Genomic DNA, 17,743 nt, shown 5'->3' on the forward strand with positions numbered 1-17,743 from the left:
GATCCGAGGGGCGCGATCACGCTGTGCCGCGAGCCATCGTGTCGCGGGTCGCGCCCTGACTCACCACGGCAAAACCCTCGGCTCGATACAGGTTGCGCGCGAAGTTGTCCCGTTCCACGCTCAGGCTGATGCGGGCATGCCCCTGCGAGCCCGCCAGGTGCACGACGCCGCGCAGCAGCGCCCGCCCGACGCCTCGGGCACGCCAGAGCGGGTGCACACCGATGATCAGCTCCGGGACCGCGATGCCGATGAAACCGAACCCCGGATCGTTCTGCGGGAGCACCCGGTACCAGGCCGCACCCACCGGTGTACCGTCGTCGCCGGCCGCCACCAGTCCGTCGTCCGCCATGCGCTTCCAGCCCGCGAGGTAGCGCCGATGGTCGGCCGACGTCAGCACCTCATGACGGGGACGCACTCCCCCGGCGCGCCAATTGGCGGCCTCGACGAGCATGTCGCCGAGGAACATCGCATCCGTCTGCGCCGCCCTGCGAAGGGAGAAGCCCCTGTACATGACGCGAGCATAGGACGGCGGTGTTACATCGGGATGACGCTCACCCGTGAGTGCGAGACGACTCGCCTGTCGTCATGCCTCGATGACGAGCGGCACGATCATCGGACGGCGACGCAGCCGCTGGTTCACCCAGCGACCGATCGTGCGTCGCACGACCTGCGACAGTGCGTGGGTGTCGCGGACGCCGTTGCCCGACGCCTCCTTGAGCGCAGCGACGATCTTCGGCGTGACGTCGTCGAACACCGAGTCGTCCTCGGCGACACCGCGCGCGTGGATCTCGGGACCGGAGATGATGCGTCCGGTGCCGGCGTCCACGACCACGATCACGGAGATGAAGCCTTCCTCGCCGAGGATGCGGCGATCCTTGAGGTCGGCATCGGTGATCTCTCCGACGGTGGAGCCGTCGACGTAAACGAATCCGAGGTCGAGCTGCCCGGTGACCTTCGCCACGCCGTCCTTGAGATCGATAACGGTGCCGTTCGAGGCGATGATCGTGTTCTCCTCGGAGATACCGGTGTCCTGCGCGAGCTTGGCATTCGCGATCAGGTGCCGATACTCGCCGTGCACGGGGAGGACGTTCTTCGGCCTCAGGATGTTGTAGCAGTAGATCAGCTCACCGGCGGCCGCGTGCCCGGAGACGTGCACCTTCGCATTCGCCTTGTGCACGACGTTCGCGCCGAGCTTCGTCAGTCCGTCGATGACGCGGTACACGGCGTTCTCGTTGCCAGGGATGAGGCTGGAGGCGAGGATGACGGTGTCACCCTCGCTGATCTCGATCGCGTGGTCCATGTTCGCCATGCGGCTGAGCACGGCCATCGGCTCGCCCTGGGAGCCCGTCGACATGTAGACGATCTGCTCGTCCGGCAGGTCCCGCGCCTTCTTGAAGTCGATGAGGACACCGTCCGGCACCTTGAGGTAGCCGAGCTGCTCGGCGATGGTCATGTTGCGGACCATGCTGCGGCCGAGGAACGCGACACGGCGGCCGTTGGCGTGCGCGGCGTCGATCACCTGCTGCACGCGGTGGACGTGGCTGGAGAAGCTCGCGACGATGACGCGACGGGGCGCCTTCGCGATCACCTGGTCGAGCACGGGGCCGATGGAGCGCTCGGTCGGGGTGAAGCCGGGGACGTCGGCGTTCGTCGAGTCGACGAGGAACAGGTCCACGCCCTCTTCACCGAGGCGGGCGAACGCACGCAGGTCGGTGATCCGACCGTCCAGCGGCAGCTGGTCCATCTTGAAGTCACCGGTGGCGAGCACCATTCCTGCGGGTGTGCGGATGGCGACGGCAAGCGCATCGGGGATCGAGTGGTTGACGGCGACGAACTCGAGGTCGAACGGACCGACCCGCTCCTGCTGCCCCTCCTTCACCGTGAGCGTGAAGGCCTTGATCCGATGCTCTTTGAGCTTCGCCTCGACCAGCGCGAGAGTGAGGCCCGAGCCGATCAGGGGGATGTCGCTCTTGAGCCGGAGCAGATACGGAACCGCGCCGATGTGGTCTTCATGACCGTGCGTGAGCACCACGCCGACGATGTCGTCGAGCCGGTCGCGGATGGGCTCGAAGTCGGGAAGGATCAGATCGACACCGGGCTGGTGCTCCTCGGGGAAGAGCACACCGCAGTCGACGATCAGGATCTTGCCGTCGTACTCGAACATGGTCATGTTGCGACCGATCTCGCCGAGTCCGCCGATCGGGATGACCCGTAGCGTCCCTTCGTCGAGAGCGGTCGGTTCTACCAGGGGAATGGACATGCTGTCTCCTCAGTCGGACACTCCGCGCGTCCGTTCGTTCATGGCGACGCGACTCAGCGCGTCGTGCCGTGCACCTTCGGCAGGGCACCACCCGCAGCCGCGTTGCGGTCGGGTCGGAAGTTCGAGAAATCGGCCCCGGGAACGTTCTGCACGAGGTCGAGCTCATCCTCGATGAGCGCGGCCTCCCACTCCTCGGGACCGACCAGGGGAAGGCGGACGCGCGGGCTCGAGATGCGACCGAGTCCGTGCAGGATGTACTTGGCCGCAACGGTTCCGGGCACATGGGTCATCACAGCGCGAACGAGCGGCTCGAGGCGCTTGTGCTCGGCGGTCGCCGTGGCGAGGTCGCCGGCGTTCACCGCGTCGATGATCGTGCGGTACGGCGCCGCTGCGACGTTCGCCGTCACGCCGATGAGACCGGTCGCGCCGATCGCGAGGTGCGGCAGCACGTTCGCGTCGTCTCCGGAGAAGTACATCAGATCCGTCTGGTTGAGCACGCGGCTCACCTCGGAGAAGTCGCCCTTGGCGTCTTTCACGGCGAGGATGTTCGGGTGCTTCGCGAGACGCAGGATGGTCTCGTACTTGATGGGCACACCCGTGCGTCCCGGGATGTCGTAGAGGATCACGGGGAGGTCGGTCGCATCGGCGACCAGACGGAAGTGCGTGAGGATGCCGGCCTGCGTGGGCTTGTTGTAGTAGGGCGTGACGATCATGATGCCGTCGGCGCCGGCCTTCTCGCTGGCCTTGTAGAGCTCGATCGCGTGCGCTGTCTCGTTGGAGCCTCCGCCGGTGATGATCTTGGCCCGCCCCGCGGAGACGGACTTGCCCACCTCGACGAGCTTGAGCTTCTCGGGGTCCGTCAGGGTCGAGGTCTCGCCTGTCGTCCCGGTCACGACGATGCCGTCCGCTCCCGCGGTGATCACGTCATCGATGTGCTTCTCGACGGCGGGCCAGTCGACTTCGCCGTCGGCCGTCATCGGAGTGACGAGCGCGACGAGAACCTGCCCGAATGGGTTGCCCGAGTGCGTCATAGACCCAGCGTATCGGTTCGGCTGCCGCTCATGCGGACGCGGTGACGCGCGAGACGTCGCCGATCTACGCTCGAAGCATGGCATGGGTCACACGAGGCACCGAGACGAAGTACGAGAACGCGTGGATCCGGGTGCGGGAGGACCGGGTCACAGGACCAGCGGGCGCGGACGGCATCTACGGTGTCGTCACCATGCGGCACCCCGCGGTCTTCATCGTCGCCGTGGACGAGGAAGACCGTGTGTGTCTCGTCACGATCGACCGCTACACCGTGGGGAGGACCGTCGAGGTTCCCGCTGGCGGCAGCGACGGGGAAGACCCCCTGCTCGCGGCGAGACGCGAGCTCAGGGAGGAGACCGGATTCGAAGCCGGTGAGTGGACGCCCCTGGGCACCATGCACGCTCTGAACGGGATCGCCGAGGCGCCCGAACACGTCTTCCTCGCACGCGATCTGCGCCCGGTCGCAGAGGACGACGCCGAGAACGGGAGCGACGCCGCCGAGAGCCAGGCCGAAGAAGGCATCCAGGCCGTCTCGTGGGTACCTTTCGCGCACGTGCTGCGCATGATCGCCGACGGCGACATCACCGACGGAGAGACCATCGCGGCGATCGCCAAGGCGGGGATCCTGCTCGGCAGGTTCCACTGACCGCTGCCGATCAGATGACCGCTGCCGATCAGATGACCGCTGCCGGTCAGATGACCGCTGCCGGTCAGACGCGGCCTCGGCGCGCCACGCGGGAGGTGAGCGTGCTCGGGAGGAGGCGTGTCAGCGCCACGATCACCCTGTACCGCAGCGACGGCACCGAGACCGACCTGCCACGGGCGGCATCGCGCAGGCCGACGCGCACGACGTCCCGCGCGTTCAACCACATGATGCCGGGAACGCCCTCCTGGCCCACCGCGAGCCCCATGCGCTCGTGGAAGGAGGTGTGCGTGAACCCGGGGCACAACGCCGTGACGGAGACGCCATCGCGCGTGTACTCGGCATTCGCCCAGCGGCTGAATCCGATGAGCCAGGCCTTGCAGGCGGAGTACGTCGACCGGGAGATGAAGCCGGCCACGGAAGCCACATTGATGATGCGACCGCCACGACCACGCATGGACTGCAGTGCCGCGTGCATGAGCCGCATCGACGCCTCCACATGTACACGGAGATGACGCACCTCATCGTCGATGTCGTTGTCGGCGAACTGCAGCGGAAGACCGAACCCGGCGTTGTTCACCAAGAGGTCGATGGGGTCCGCCGTGTCGCGCAGGCGCGCGGCGACCTTCTCGACGCCGGCCTCATCCGCCAGGTCGGCGGGGATGATCTCGACCGCGACCCCGTATTCGCTCCGCAGTTCGGCGCCCAGCGTCTCCAGCGCGTCCTCTGATCTCGCCACCAGGACGAGGTCGGCACGTCGCCGCGCGAGCTGACGCGCGAACTCGGCGCCCAGTCCGGCGCTGGCTCCGGTGATCAGTGCGGTGGGCATCAGCGCTCGTATCCCAGGAAGCGGTACCGCACTCCCGTGCGCGACGTGAGCCACTCCCCCTCGTCGATGAGGCGCCACCCGGTCTTCGCCGGTGCGTAGGCGTCGCCGGCGACGTCGAGATCGAGCTCGGTGACCTCCAGCCGATCGGCGTCGCCGATCACCTGTCGGAAGATCTCCGCCCCACCGATGATCCAGACCCTGTCGAGTCCGCGAACGGCCTCGGCGACGGTGGATGCACGCCGCGCGCCCTCTTCGGACCAGTCCTGCTGCCGGGTCACCACGATGTTGTCCCGTCCGGCGAGCGGGCGGAATCGCTCGGGCAGCGAGTCCCAGGTCTTGCGCCCCATCACCACGGGAGCGCCGAGGGTGACCTCCTTGAAGTGCGCCAGGTCTTCGGGCACGTGCCAGGGCATGCCACCCTCGGCACCGATGACCCCTCCGTGCGCCTCGGCCCAGATCAACCCGACCCAGGTCATACCGCCACCGCCGCCCTGATCGGCGCGTGGTGCTGATAGTCCTCCACGAGGAAGTCCTCATAGCGGTAGTCGAGAATCGATTCGGGCTTCCGCGCGAAACGCAGCGTCGGGTAGGGGTAGGGCTCACGGCTGAGCTGCTCCCGCACCTGATCGACGTGATTGTCGTAGACGTGGCAGTCTCCGCCCGTCCAGACGAAGTCTCCGGGCTCGAGGCCCACCTGCTGGGCGATCATCATGGTCAGCAAGGCGTAGGAGGCGATGTTGAACGGCACACCGAGGAACATGTCGGCGCTGCGCTGATACAGCTGACACGAGAGCTTGCCGTCGGCGACGTAGAACTGGAACAGCGCGTGACAGGGCGCGAGCGCCATGTCCGGGATGTCGGCCGGGTTCCAGGCAGACACGATGAGCCGACGGGAGTCGGGCGAGCGTCGGATCTGCTCGATCACGTCGGAGAGCTGGTCGATGCTCCCACCGTCCGGCGTCGGCCACGAACGCCACTGCACCCCGTAGACCGGGCCGAGGTCGCCGGATTCATCGGCCCACTCGTCCCAGATCGTGACCCCGTTCTCGCGGAGCCACCCGACGTTGGAATCACCCTGCAGGAACCAGAGGAGCTCGTACGCGATGGATTTGAAGTGCACGCGCTTGGTGGTGATGAGGGGGAAGCCCTTCGACAGATCGAAGCGGATCTGACGCCCGAAGACGCTCGTCGTCCCCGTCCCGGTGCGATCGGACTTATGCGTGCCGGTCTCCAGGACGTCGCGGAGCAGGTCTTCATAAGGAGTCGGGACGGCTGCGCTCATGACAGCCACGATACCGTCACGCTCGCCTCCTCGGGCGGAACCGCTTCCGCGCGTGGGCCCTCCGTCATCGTCGGAAACATCGACCCGATCCCGCTTCGACACGACATATCCTCGACCCATGTCGCCCGCGCTCGCCCTCGGTATCGCCGCAGCACTCCTCGTGCTCGCGACGGGCATCGGCGTCGTGCTGCGCCGGCGAGACGGACGACGGCGGGACGGCGGTGCTCTCCGCTTCGATCCGGCGGACGCGGTCACCTCGGAACTCGGGTCCCGCGCGACTCTCGTGCAGTTCAGCACCGAGATGTGCGCGCGGTGCCCACAGGTGAGACGTCTGCTCGGTTCGTATGCCGACGACCACGACGGTCTCGCCCATGTGGAGGTCGATCTGACGCACCGGCCCGATCTCTCCGCGCGCTACAAGGTGCTCCAGACGCCCACGACCTTCGTGGTCGACCGTGCCGGTGCCGTCCGCGCCAGATTCCACGGAGTGCCGACCAGGCACGCCCTCACCGAAGCCCTCACCGCCGTCTGAGCCGGAAGACCGGAGCGCCCCATGAGCACCCCCGCAGGCATCGACCCCCGAGGCCCCCGCTTCGCCGCCGCCATCACCGCGGTCCTGCTGCTGGTGGCGACGTTCCTGGCCCTGATCGGGATCTCGACTCTCCGGACCGGAATCGCCTCGTTCGGTTGGTTCGCCTACCAGCCCCTCGCCGATGCCACATTCGTTCCGTCCGGGTGGGCGATCTCCTCGGCCCCGCTCCTGCAGCGCGCTCTCGACCCGGGGTTCCTCCTCACGGTCGTCATCGCTCTCCTGTTCCTCTGGGGATTGGTCTCTCCGCAGACGGCCCCCTGGGCCACGCTGTTCCGCTCAGCGATCCGTCCACGCCTCGCCGCTCCGACGGAGCTCGAAGACCCGCGGCCGCCGCGGTTCTCGCAGGGCGTCGGGCTCTTCGTCGTGGGTGTCGGCCTCGTCCTGCACCTCCTGGGTGTTCCGTGGGCGCTGCCGATCGCGACGTCCGCGGCATTCATCGCCGCATTCCTCAACGCCGCCTTCGCCTTCTGCCTGGGCTGCCAGCTCTACCTCCTGCTGCAGCGCGCGGGCGTCGTCGGTCGCGAAGCCACCCCCGCCTGACCGCGGTTCCGCGTCGGCAGGACGCTCGCTAGGCTGACCACGAGTCGACGCTGCGCCCGTAGCTCGAGAACCGGAGGAATCATGCCCGTCACCAGCGAAGCCGCCAGCACGTGGACCGGATCGCTCATGGAGGGATCCGGCACCGTCGCGTTCTCGTCGTCGAACCTCGGCACCTTTCCGATCAACTGGAAGGCCCGCAGCGAAGGCAGCGACACGACGACCACCCCGGAAGAGCTCATCGCCGCCGCGCACGCCTCCTGCTTCAGCATGGCGCTCTCGCACGCGCTCGCCGAGAACGGCACCCCGCCGGAGCGCGTGAACACGACGGCCTCGGTCACCTTCAAGCCCGGCGTCGGCATCACCGGCAGCCACCTCAACGTCAACGCGACGGTTCCGAACCTGACGCCCGAGGCATTCCAGGAGATCGCGAACGGCGCCAAGACCGGTTGCCCGGTGTCGCAGGCGCTCGCCGGAATCGAGATCACCCTCGAGGCCACGCTCGCCTGAGTGCGTCGTCAGGGTCGGCGTGGCGCGAGACGGATGGCCTCGCGAATGCTGGCCCTGGCGTCCTTGCGGCGGCCCGCCGCATCCTGCACCACGCCCAACCGGTAGCGCGCCCGCCAGTCCTCGCCTGCCGCATCCGCTTCGGCCGCGTACCGCGCGATGAGCGGATCCGCGTCGGCGCGGGCGATCCTGCCGCTGGGGGTCAGTTCGGTCTCAACCGGCGGCATCCCGCCTTCCGCATCGAGAAGTCGCCCAAGGCGGTCGGCACCGAATCCGAACATCATCTCGCGGATGAGCGCCCATGCTCCGATCGGCGCCAGAACGAGGAGCGTGATCCCCATACCGGTCGACACGGGTGTGCCGACCGAGATGAACATCACGGCGAGCCAGATCGCCACCGCGAGGTAGACCAGAAGCGCCGCGGCCATCAGCGCGACGCCGATGCGCGACATCACGACCGGATGCCGATGTCGATCATGTGCTCGAGACCCACGAACACACCGGTGGCCTGCACCGCGAACGGCACCGAGAGCCGGATGCCGGGGGCATAGGCGAGCGCCGAATCGATCGTGTCGTGCGTGAACGTGAGCGATTCGCCGGGACCGGAGAGGATGACCTCCTGTTTGGCCACGACACCGGGACGACGCAGCGAGTGGATCGGCACGCTGCCGACCTGCTGCCCGCGGGCGCGCTGGTCTGCGTGCGGTGCGCTGACCGGCCCCTGCTCGGCACGAGCGGCAGCGATCAGTTCCGCGGTGCGCACAGCGGTTCCACTCGGCGAGTCGATCTTGGTCTCACGATGGGCTTCGATGATCTCGGCCGAGCCGAAGAAGGGCGCAGCTGCGGCGGCCAGTGCCGAACCCAGAACGGATCCCAGCGAGAAGTTGGGGATGAACACCGCGCCGGTGCCCGCCGCCTCGACGAGAGGGCGCACCAGAGCGATGCGCTCAGCCGACCAGCCGGAGGTCGCGACCAGCACGTTGATGCCGCGCTCGACGGCGGCGCGCACGACGTCGATGCTGACCTGCGGCGTCGACGCGTCGACCACGAGGTCGGCGCCGTCGAGTTCGGACAGATCACTGGATGAGGTCAGCACCCGGCTCACCTCGAAGCCCTCGAGCTCGTCGATCACCGCACCGATGATCGTGCCGAGCTTCCCGGTTCCGCCGACGAGTGCTACCTGCGTGGTCATGCGTCCAGTCTATTTCGCGGGTGACGCCGTCCGGCCCGGGGCGCGCGGGCCGGACGCACCATCTTGCGCCTGCGCAGGTGGCTCAGACCAGGAGCGCGTCGGGGATCCCGGTCCGCAGCTCCACCGGAAGGTGGCCGGTGTCGTTGTGCGTGAGCAGCGTCCATGGTCGCCCCTGCTTCTGCGCGATCACCGTCAGACCGCAGTGCGACTGGTTGAGGGTCATCCACCGCCACTCGGGGGCGGAGAGCACCTCGCGGACGAACCAAGAGATCACGAAGTTGTGGGTGATGAGCACCTCGTGCACATCGCCGGTCTTGCGCACCAGGAACTCGTTCACGGCATCCGACATCTGCGCCCGCCCCGCCTCGATCTCCGCCTCGGTGACGGATCCGAAGAACGGCTCGAACACCGAGGGAGTCTCCTCGGTCATCCCCGTGGGAACGCAATCGAAGAGCAGAGCGGTCGGCTCGGGGTCGACCGACGGAAGGCGCGCCGCGATCGCCCGCGCCGTCTCGTTCGCGCGCAGCAACGGTGAATGCCAGACGGCATCGAGAGGAAGCCCCGACAGACGGTCGGCGATCAGTTCCGCCTGACGCTGGCCTCTCGGAGAGAGGGGTCCGTCGGCGAGACCATGCTCGGCATCCTGATGTTCACCGTGTCTGACCAGATATATGTAGTGCGTCACAACTCGCTCGCTTCATCGCCAGCATCCGCCGGGCCTCCCTTCCACCCTATGTCACGGGTGAAGGGATACTCAGTTTCCCGCCCGGGTGAGCTCGGCGACCTGGCTGCGCGAAAGCGAGACGCCCGCTCCCTGCATGAGTTCATCGACGTGATCGCTGGCGAAGGCGTTGACGATCGGCGCGGCGACCGTGCGCTGGGCGAGCAGCCAAGCCACGGATACCGCCGCGACCGGAGCGCTCACCTCTTCGGCGACCTGATCGAGAGCGCGCAGGATCTTGATGCCCCGGCGGTTGAGGTGCCCTCGCAGCTGCTCGCCCCGCACGCCGCGGGAGGTGAGCGCCTTGCTGCGGTGGCGCCCGGAGAGGAAGCCGTGCTCGAGCGCGTGCGATGGCGTGACCGCGAGGTTCTGCGCACCCGCGACGAGCCGGAGATCACCCTCGAATGGCTGGCGACGGACGAGGTTGTACGGCGCATCGATCACCTTGATGCGCGGGTAGCCGGCCGACGCGAGGATGCGCGCCTCGACGAGTCGCTCCGGCGCGAACCCGAACGCACCGAGCGCACCGATCTTTCCGGCCTCCGTCAACCATTCGACGGTCGCCAACGTGTCTTCGAGATTCGTGGTCGCATCGAGGGTGGCGTCGAGGTAGACGACATCGATGCGATCCACGTCGAGACGCGTCAGGGACCCCTCCACCGCGCGGACGAGATTGACCGAGCCCAGACCGGGGTTGTCGGCGTGGGCACCGATGCGCACACTCACGATGCTGCGGTCGCGCTGGCCGCGTGAACGCAGCCACTGCCCGATGATGTGCTCGCTGCGACCCCCGGAGAAGCCGTCAGCCGTGTGGATCGCGTTTCCGCCGAACTCCACGTAGCGGTCGAGGATGCCGTGGCTGGTCTCGAGGTCGACGTTCCAGCCGAACTCCGCAGCTCCCAGCATCAACGGGAAGGTCTCGTAGCCGGTCTCGCCGAGAGCGGTTCGGATCGTCTCCCCTATCCCTGGCCCGACGATCGGGATGGGCGCAGAGGGATGCTCGGCGACGCCGTGCTGGGCACGTTCCTCAGACGCTCCTGCGCCTACGCTGAACAACCGCATACTCTCTCACCCCCGCGTCGATCGGTGCGTGCCGACCTGCGTACCTGCTCGATCTGCACCCCCCGGTGCGTACTTCGAGGGTAAGCGAATTCAGCGAACGTCCTGACCAATCCGGGGAACGGCGCGGAAACGCCCGATAACGATTTGGTCACACCGTGACAGCGCGGAACCCGGGCCCCTCCCTGACGGAGAGACCCGGGTTCCGTCGGAACGCTGCGCTTACTCGGCTGCAGCGTCCTCGGCAGGTGCTGCGTCAGCGGCAGGAGCGTCGTCCAGGACGGGCTCGAGCGAGAGCTTGCCGCGGTCGTCGATCTTCGTGATCTTCACGAGGATCTTCTGGCCGACCGAGAGCACGTCGTCGACGTTCTCGACCCGCTTGCCACCGGCGAGCTTGCGCACCTCGGTGACGTGCAGGAGGCCATCCTTGCCCGGGAGCAGCGAGACGAACGCACCGAAGGTGGCGATCTTCACGACGGTGCCGAGGAACTGCTCCCCGACCTCCGGGTTCGTGGGGTTGGCGATCGCGTTGACCTGGGCGCGGGCGGCCTCGGCCGAGGGGCCGTCGGTCGCGCCGATGTAGACGGTGCCGTCCTCCTCGATGGAGATCTGCGCACCGGTCTCGTCCTGGATCGCGTTGATCGTCTTGCCCTTCGGGCCGATCAGCTCGCCGATCTTGTCGACCGGGATCTGCACGCTGATGACGCGAGGCGCGGTGGGCGCCATCTCGTCCGGAGCGTCGATCGCGGCGTTCAGGACGTTGAGGATCGTCAGACGAGCCTCACGGGCCTGGGTCAGCGCGCCGGCGAGCACAGACGACGGGATGCCGTCGAGCTTCGTGTCGAGCTGGATCGCCGTGACGAACTCGCTGGTACCGGCGACCTTGAAGTCCATGTCACCGAGAGCGTCTTCCGCACCCAGGATGTCGGTCAGAGCCGCGTAGCGGGTCTCGCCGTCGACCTTGTCGGAGACGAGGCCCATCGCGATGCCGGCGACGGGGGCGCGCAGCGGCACACCCGCGTTCAGCAGCGACAGGGTCGACGCGCAGACCGAGCCCATCGAGGTGGAGCCGTTGGAGCTCAGCGCCTCGGAGACCTGACGGATCGCGTACGGGAACTCCTCGCGGCTCGGCAGCACCGGCACGAGGGCGCGCTCGGCCAGGAAGCCATGCCCGATCTCGCGACGCTTCGGCGAACCGACACGGCCGGTCTCGCCGGTCGAGTAGGGCGGGAAGTTGTAGTGGTGCATGTAGCGCTTGCTCGTCACAGGCGACAGCGAGTCGATCTGCTGCTCCATCTTGAGCATGTTCAGCGTGGTGACACCGAGGATCTGGGTCTCGCCGCGCTGGAAGATCGCAGAGCCGTGCACGCGCGGGATGACCTGCACCTCGGCGTCGAGCGGACGGATGTCCGCCAGACCACGACCGTCGATGCGGGCGCCCTCGGTGAGGATCCGTCCGCGCACGATCTTCTTCGTGACGGACTTGTATGCGGCGGAGAACTCGAGCGGCGCCGCGGCCGGGAGCGAACCCGCCTCGGTGGCCTCGATGAGCTCTGCCTTGACGCGGTCCTTGATCGCATCGTCAGCGGTCTGACGCTCGACCTTGTCCGCGATCTGGTACACGTCGCTGAGTTCGGCGAATGCGCGCTCCGAGACGAAGCTGTAGACCTCGTCGCTGTACGCGGGGAAGACCGGGTACACGCCCGGCTCCTTCGAGGCGGTCGCTGCGAGTTCAGCCTGAGCCTTGACGAGCTGCGCGATGAAGGGCTTCGAGGCCTCGAGGCCCTGGGCCACGACATCCTCGTTCGGCTTGGTGGCGCCGGCCTTGATCAGGTTCCAGCTGTGCTCGGTGGCCTCGGCCTCGACCATCATGATGGCGACGTCTTCCGTGCCATCGGCCTTGGTCACGACGCGACCGGCGACGATCAGGTCGAACACGGCCTCCGAGACCTGCTCGGCGGTCGGGAACGCGACCCACTGGTCGGCGTGCTCGCCCTGGCCGGGGATGAACGCGAGGCGCACACCGGCGACGGGACCCGAGAACGGCAGACCCGAGATCTGCGTCGACGCGGAAGCGGCGTTGATAGCGAGAGCGTCGTAGAACTCGCCCGGTGCGATCGACAGGACGGTGATGACGATCTGGACCTCGTTGCGCAGGCCGTCGACGAACGACGGACGCAGCGGGCGGTCGATCAGACGGCAGACCAGGATCGCCTCGGTGGAGGGGCGGCCCTCGCGACGGAAGAACGAACCGGGGATCTTGCCGGCAGCGTAGGAACGCTCCTCGACATCGACCGTCAGCGGGAAGAAGTCGAAGCCCTCGCGCGGGTGCTTGCCTGCGCTGGTGGCCGAGAGGAGCATGGTCTCGCCGTCGAGGTACGCGGCGACGGCGCCCTGAGCCTGCTGCGCGAGGCGGCCGGTCTCGAAGCGGATGGTGCGGGTGCCGAAGCGGCCGTTGTCGAGAACGGCCTCGGTGGCGGTGATTTCAGGACCTTCCAAGAGGTCTCTCCTTCTTTGTTTAGACTCGCGAATCCATGTGACGCGCGAGCGTGTTCAAAGGAGCGGAACAGAGGGGTTCGGGCGCGCGGGCACTCCCGCGAATCTCGCCTGCGCTGGCCACCAGTAGAAAGCCACCCGACATCCGCCGAGGAACCCACCACAGGGGACCAGCTTCTCCGCCGATCGCTCCATGAGTCGATATGAAATTGTGCGGTTGACACACGTCAACCTCATCCACCCTACCAGCGCTGACCTCGAATCCTGCGTCTCGTCGCGCATCGCGGATCCGACATCTCGCGTCCACAGCCCGTTCACCGTGCGGACTCCGCGAAGCGACGGACGTCCGCTGTGGTGGAGTCCATGCGCTTGTCAGTGATCGGCTGCGGCTACCTCGGTGCCGTGCACGCCGCCGCCATGGCCTCCATCGGACACGACGTGATCGGCATCGACGTCGACGCGCAGAAGATCGCGGCCCTCGCGTCCGGCACCGCACCGTTCTTCGAGCCACGGCTGCCGGAGCTGCTGGCGGATGGCCTGCGCTCGGGGCGGCTCCGCTTCAGCGACCGGATGGCGGACGCCGCGGGTGCGGACGTGCACTTCCTCGCCGTCGGCACTCCGCAGATGCCGGGTGGGCATGCCGCGGATCTGCGTCACGTCGATGCGGCAGTCGACGGGCTGCTCCCCCATCTGCGCGTCGGCGACGTCGTCGCGGGCAAATCCACCGTGCCGGTCGGTACAGCCGTCGCGGTGGCCGGGCGCATCGCCGTCACGGGAGCGACGCTCGTGTGGAACCCCGAGTTCCTGCGCGAAGGCTGGGCCGTGCACGACACTCTGACCCCGGACCGCCTCGTGGTCGGCGCCGAGGCCGATGCGGCGGGTCAGCGCGCGGTCGGAGTCCTGCGGGAGGTGTACGCCCCGGCCCTCGACGCGGGGACACCCTTCCTCGTCACGGATCTCGCGACGGCCGAGCTGGTCAAGGGCGCGGCGAACGCGTTCCTGGCCACCAAGATCTCGTTCATCAACGCGATGGCCGAGATCGCCGAGGCGTCCGGTGCCGATGTGGCCCTGCTCGCCGACGCGCTCGGGCATGACACCCGCATCGGCCGACGCTACCTCGGCGCGGGCATCGGCTTCGGCGGAGGGTGCCTTCCCAAGGACATCCGCGCGTTCGCCGCACGGGCCGAAGAGCTGGGACGCGGCGAAGCGGTCGGGTTCCTGCGCGAGGTCGACAGCATCAACCTCCGTCGCCGTGATCGGGCGGTGCAGCTCGTGGTCGACGCGCTGGGCGGGCTCGTGTTCGGCCGGCGGATCGCCGTGCTGGGCGCCGCCTTCAAACCGTTCAGCGACGACATCCGCGATTCACCGGCCCTGGACGTTGCCGTGCGACTGCGCGGGCTGGGCGCGGATGTCGTCGTGACCGACCCGGCTGCCGTCGACAACGCCGCCGCTGCGCATCCTCAGCTCGGCTACGCGCGTGACCGCGACGAGGCACTGCGGGAGGCCGACGCCGTCGTCGTCGTCACCGAATGGGACGAGTACCGGCGCGACCTCTCGCCCGAGCACGCCGGCGCACTCGTGCGGGGACGGATCATCATCGACGGACGGAACTGTCTCGACTCCCTCTCCTGGCGTGCTGCCGGTTGGCAGTACCACGGCATGGGGCGGCGTTGAGGCACCCACGGCAGGGGCGGCACCGAACACTCCACCGGAGCACGAGGTCAGCGGACGAACGCCGTCCTCGCTGCGGACGAGCGACCGAGGTAGACGTAGTCGTCGTGCTTCGCGAGCCGCCCGTCGCCCGCCGCCCGCCCGTGCAGCCGACGCCAGACCCAGGGCAGCGCGTGACGGCGCCACCATACCCCCGCGCCGATGGGCTCATGCTCGTGCATCGCGGCATCGAGCACTCCCAGTGTGTCCGCATCGGGCACTCCGAGTATCTCGCCGGCGCGATAGGCGAGGAAACGGTGCCCTCGACTGCTGAGGTGCACCAGGTCTTCGCCCCAGTTCGGGCGCTCGCCCAATGAGGGATGCAGGTCCGTGTCGATCAGGATCGCTCCGGTGCGAGCCGCGATACCGGTCAATGCGGTCGCGAAGGCGGAGAACCTCCTCGTGAAGAGCGATGCCGCGCGGCGCCCGGGAAGGAACGGCGTCACCAGAAGCACGTCGGCACCGATCCCCCGCAACTGTCGCACCGCCCCCTCGAGCTCCGCGGCGAGCGCTGTGACGTCGACACGGCGCTTCACGAGATCGTTCGCCCCGATCAGGATCGACGCGAGGTCGGGGCGCAGTTCGAGTGCTCGCGTCAGTTGCTGGCCGGTGAGGTCGCGCACGCGCTTGGACCGGACCGCCAGGTTCGCGTAGTGCAGGCTTCCTCTGGCGGCGAGCAGCAGGGCGAGGCGGTCGGCCCACCCGCGGAGGGCACCGTCGGGTGCCGGGTCGCACAGTCCTTCCGTCAGGGAGTCGCCGAGAGCGACGTAGCGGTGCCATCGACGGGCGGTGACCGGCGCGGACGGTTCCGGTCGCACGACGCGGCGGGAGCGCGCCCCGGAATCGGCCCTCTGCAGCATCCGAGCCTCGTCGAAGTGGCCGAGGAGCTGATCGCACACGCTCTCCCAGCTGCGCTCCTGCACGGCTACGCGCCCCGCATCGCCGAACGCGCGTCGCTTGCGCGCATCTCCGGCGAGATCGGCCACGCGCATCCGCAGATCGTCAAGGTCGCCCGGCCGGTAGAGCCAACCATCGATTCCCATGCGTACGAGGTCGAGCGGGCCGCCACGCCCCGTGGCTACGACGGGTACGCCACTCGCGTGCGCTTCCTGCAGGGTCTGCCCGAAGGTCTCACTCTCGCCCGGGTGCACGAAGAGGTCGAACGACGCCATCGCCGCGGCCAACTCACCGCCGTCGAGGTGGCCGAGGAACAGGGCGTCGGGGAGCAGGCCCTGCAGCCGTGCCCTGCTGGGTCCGTCTCCGACGATCACCAGTCGCGTGCCCGGGATGTCGCGGAGCGCGGCGAGGTCTTCGACCTGCTTCTCAGGAGCGAGGCGTCCCACATAGCCGATCACGACGTCGGCGCCCCACTCGGAGCGGAGCGCATACTGGCGCCGCGCGGGCTGGAAGCGTTCGGCATCGACACCTCTCCCCCACCGCCGGACGCGATCGATGCCGAGCGCGGCGAGCTGCCCGGCCGAGTCAGCCGAAGGCGCCAGGGTCAGGGTCGCGCGCCTGTGTAAGCGGGCGATGTGAGTCTGGGCGATGCCGGTGGTCGCCGCGATCCGGTAGCGCTCGGTGTATGCGGCGACATCGGTCTGGTAAGCGGCGACGGCAGGCAGGTCGAGGCGTTCGGCTGCGAGCACCCCCCGCCATCCCAGAGCGAACGGGGAGGCGAGGTGCACGACATCGGGCTGGAAGCGCGCGAGTGAGGACGCGACCCGGCGAGCGCTCGACGTGCCCACCCGCACATGACGGTACCCCGGCAGCGCGAGGCTCGGAATCGCCTCGATGCGTGCCCCGCTCACCTCGGCGGGGACGCCGACCGCAGCGGGGGCGACGACATGTGCCTCATGCCCTCGCCGCTCGAGGTGCCGCAGGATCTGCAGCACCGAGCCGGTGACGCCGTTCATGTGCGGAAGGAAGGATTCTGTGACGATCGCTACTCTCACAGCACCAGGATGACGGGACTCGGGAGCTCCATGCGCCGGAGACGCTCCCCTGCACCAGATGTTCACCGGATGCTGGAGAACGGGTCACCGGCTATCCGGTCTTTGGTTCCCGTTCACCCGTCGCGGGCACAGTGGGCGACGTGCCGACGGATCTGCTGACCGCATCGCTCGCCAGCCCGTGGAGCCTGGCGGTGATGAGTCTGCTCGTCGTCGGCGATGCCTTCTTCGTCGTCGTGCCGGGTGAGGTCGCGGTGACGGCGCTCGGCGCCGTCGCCGTAACCACGGGTTCCCCGCCGCTCTGGGCCGTGGTCATCTGCGCCGCCGTCGCCGCGGCCGTCGGAGACGCCTGCTGCTACCTCATCGGGCGTTCGGTGGGAACCGAGCGCTGGCGGTGGATGAGGATGCCCCGTGTGCAGCAGGCTCTGGTGTGGGCCCGACGCCGCTTGGACGGCGGGATGGCGACGGTGCTGTTCACCGCCCGGTTCGTGCCGTTCGCGCGCCTGGCGATCAACCTGGTCGCCGGAGCATCGCGCATCCATCCTCCCCGCTATCTCGCTCTCGTCGCCCTGGCCGCGACCGGGTGGGCGCTCTACCAGGCAGCGGTCGGTGCGGCCGTTGCGGCGATCCTTCCCGGCGGCCCCCTTGTCGCGGTGCCGGTGTCGATCGTGCTCGCGATCGGACTCGGAGCGGTGATCGACCTGTGCGTGCGCCGCACCAGAGGATGACCGGCCGGACCGGTTGCTCTAGGCTCGGGGCATGAGCACCGAAGAAGGCGCCTCCTCGTCCGAGGAGATGAAGCGCAAGTTCAAGGAAGCGCTCGAGAAGAAGAACGCGCACCACCGGCAGGGCGAGGCACACCTCGACGGCGACTCCGCCGTGCACAGTGCGAACGCCCCGCAGACCCGGCGCGAGTTCCGACGCAAGAGCGGTTGAC

General features: G+C 68.3%; 19 protein-coding genes. 7 read left to right on the plus strand and 12 right to left on the minus strand.

The window, feature by feature from the left end; all coding sequences use genetic code 11:
• Nucleotides 1-16 precede the first annotated feature (16 nt).
• The 3 genes from MST3598_RS10025 to dapA all read right to left on the minus strand — a co-directional run bounded on the left by MST3598_RS10025 (nt 17) and on the right by dapA (nt 3,291).
• Nucleotides 17-511 (minus strand): GNAT family N-acetyltransferase, encoded by a 495-nt coding sequence (locus tag MST3598_RS10025; protein WP_029259019.1) that lies wholly within the window; start codon nt 509-511, stop codon nt 17-19.
• 72 nt (nt 512-583) lie between these two features.
• Nucleotides 584-2,260 (minus strand): ribonuclease J, encoded by a 1,677-nt coding sequence (locus MST3598_RS10030; protein ID WP_021198632.1) that lies wholly within the window; start codon nt 2,258-2,260, stop codon nt 584-586.
• A 53-nt stretch (nt 2,261-2,313) separates the two neighbouring features.
• The gene (gene dapA / locus MST3598_RS10035) at nt 2,314-3,291 is read right to left on the minus strand and encodes a 4-hydroxy-tetrahydrodipicolinate synthase (RefSeq protein WP_029259018.1); all 978 of its coding nucleotides are present in this window, start codon (nt 3,289-3,291) and stop codon (nt 2,314-2,316) included.
• Nucleotides 3,292-3,368: 77 nt separating this feature from the next.
• Here dapA and MST3598_RS10040 point away from each other — a divergent pair, with 77 nt between their 5' ends.
• A complete protein-coding gene (locus MST3598_RS10040) occupies nt 3,369-3,935 on the plus strand; it encodes an NUDIX domain-containing protein (RefSeq protein WP_029259017.1) in 567 nt (188 codons plus the stop codon).
• Between the two features lie 64 nt (nt 3,936-3,999).
• Here MST3598_RS10040 and MST3598_RS10045 read toward each other — a convergent pair whose 3' ends face one another.
• The 3 genes from MST3598_RS10045 to MST3598_RS10055 are packed head-to-tail and all read right to left on the minus strand — an operon-like array spanning nt 4,000 to nt 6,043.
• Nucleotides 4,000-4,761, minus strand: coding sequence for an SDR family NAD(P)-dependent oxidoreductase (locus MST3598_RS10045; protein WP_029259016.1), 762 nt, complete (start codon nt 4,759-4,761; stop codon nt 4,000-4,002).
• The gene (locus MST3598_RS10050) at nt 4,761-5,237 is read right to left on the minus strand and encodes a dihydrofolate reductase (RefSeq protein ID WP_029259015.1); all 477 of its coding nucleotides are present in this window, start codon (nt 5,235-5,237) and stop codon (nt 4,761-4,763) included. Before MST3598_RS10050 ends, MST3598_RS10045 begins: the two co-directional genes overlap by 1 nt.
• On the minus strand, nt 5,234-6,043 hold the full coding sequence (locus MST3598_RS10055; protein WP_029259014.1) for a thymidylate synthase: 810 nt from the start codon (nt 6,041-6,043) through the stop codon (nt 5,234-5,236). Before MST3598_RS10055 ends, MST3598_RS10050 begins: the two co-directional genes overlap by 4 nt.
• Nucleotides 6,044-6,161: 118 nt before the next feature.
• On the opposite strand from MST3598_RS10055, the gene MST3598_RS10060 reads away from it, so the two are divergent.
• The 3 genes from MST3598_RS10060 (at nt 6,162) to MST3598_RS10070 (ending at nt 7,682) form a co-directional block, all read left to right on the plus strand.
• Nucleotides 6,162-6,575 carry a thioredoxin family protein gene (locus MST3598_RS10060; RefSeq protein WP_029259013.1) on the plus strand — a complete coding sequence of 138 codons (414 nt, stop codon included), beginning with the start codon at nt 6,162-6,164 and terminating at the stop codon, nt 6,573-6,575.
• Nucleotides 6,576-6,596: 21 nt separating this feature from the next.
• Nucleotides 6,597-7,175, plus strand: a complete 579-nt coding sequence (locus MST3598_RS10065; protein ID WP_029259012.1) for a DUF4395 family protein — start codon at nt 6,597-6,599, stop codon at nt 7,173-7,175.
• 81 nt (nt 7,176-7,256) lie between these two features.
• Nucleotides 7,257-7,682, plus strand: a complete 426-nt coding sequence (locus MST3598_RS10070) for an OsmC family peroxiredoxin (protein ID WP_021198624.1) — start codon at nt 7,257-7,259, stop codon at nt 7,680-7,682.
• 8 nt (nt 7,683-7,690) lie between these two features.
• On the opposite strand, the gene MST3598_RS10075 is transcribed toward MST3598_RS10070, so the two are convergent.
• The 5 genes from MST3598_RS10075 to MST3598_RS10095 all read right to left on the minus strand — a co-directional run bounded on the left by MST3598_RS10075 (nt 7,691) and on the right by MST3598_RS10095 (nt 13,150).
• Nucleotides 7,691-8,131, minus strand: coding sequence for a hypothetical protein (locus MST3598_RS10075; RefSeq protein WP_029259011.1), 441 nt, complete (start codon nt 8,129-8,131; stop codon nt 7,691-7,693).
• Nucleotides 8,131-8,871 carry a 4-hydroxy-tetrahydrodipicolinate reductase gene (gene dapB / locus MST3598_RS10080; RefSeq protein WP_021198622.1) on the minus strand — a complete coding sequence of 247 codons (741 nt, stop codon included), beginning with the start codon at nt 8,869-8,871 and terminating at the stop codon, nt 8,131-8,133. Before dapB ends, MST3598_RS10075 begins: the two co-directional genes overlap by 1 nt.
• Before the next feature lie 82 nt (nt 8,872-8,953).
• Nucleotides 8,954-9,556, minus strand: a complete 603-nt coding sequence (locus MST3598_RS10085) for a histidine phosphatase family protein (RefSeq protein WP_021198621.1) — start codon at nt 9,554-9,556, stop codon at nt 8,954-8,956.
• Nucleotides 9,557-9,625: 69 nt separating this feature from the next.
• Nucleotides 9,626-10,654 carry an aldo/keto reductase gene (locus tag MST3598_RS10090; RefSeq protein WP_029259010.1) on the minus strand — a complete coding sequence of 343 codons (1,029 nt, stop codon included), beginning with the start codon at nt 10,652-10,654 and terminating at the stop codon, nt 9,626-9,628.
• A 219-nt stretch (nt 10,655-10,873) separates the two neighbouring features.
• Nucleotides 10,874-13,150, minus strand: a complete 2,277-nt coding sequence (locus tag MST3598_RS10095; protein WP_029259009.1) for a polyribonucleotide nucleotidyltransferase — start codon at nt 13,148-13,150, stop codon at nt 10,874-10,876.
• A 360-nt stretch (nt 13,151-13,510) separates the two neighbouring features.
• Here MST3598_RS10095 and MST3598_RS10100 point away from each other — a divergent pair, with 360 nt between their 5' ends.
• Nucleotides 13,511-14,821 carry a UDP-glucose dehydrogenase family protein gene (locus MST3598_RS10100; protein WP_029259008.1) on the plus strand — a complete coding sequence of 437 codons (1,311 nt, stop codon included), beginning with the start codon at nt 13,511-13,513 and terminating at the stop codon, nt 14,819-14,821.
• 47 nt (nt 14,822-14,868) lie between these two features.
• Here the strand turns inward: MST3598_RS10100 and MST3598_RS10105 are convergent, their stop codons facing one another.
• On the minus strand, nt 14,869-16,770 hold the full coding sequence (locus MST3598_RS10105) for a GDSL-type esterase/lipase family protein (RefSeq protein WP_231494437.1): 1,902 nt from the start codon (nt 16,768-16,770) through the stop codon (nt 14,869-14,871).
• A 179-nt stretch (nt 16,771-16,949) separates the two neighbouring features.
• On the opposite strand from MST3598_RS10105, the gene MST3598_RS10110 reads away from it, so the two are divergent.
• Nucleotides 16,950-17,534: a DedA family protein gene (locus MST3598_RS10110; protein ID WP_029259006.1), complete on the plus strand. Its 585-nt coding sequence runs from the start codon at nt 16,950-16,952 to the stop codon at nt 17,532-17,534.
• A gap of 31 nt (nt 17,535-17,565) precedes the next feature.
• Entirely contained in the window at nt 17,566-17,742 is a 177-nt protein-coding gene (locus MST3598_RS18535) for a DUF5302 domain-containing protein (RefSeq protein ID WP_017830923.1), read from the plus strand.
• Nucleotide 17,743: the final 1 nt, after the last annotated feature.

It is taken from the genome of Microbacterium sp. TPU 3598 (assembly GCF_002356155.1).
GTDB lineage: Bacteria > Actinomycetota > Actinomycetes > Actinomycetales > Microbacteriaceae > Microbacterium > Microbacterium maritypicum_A.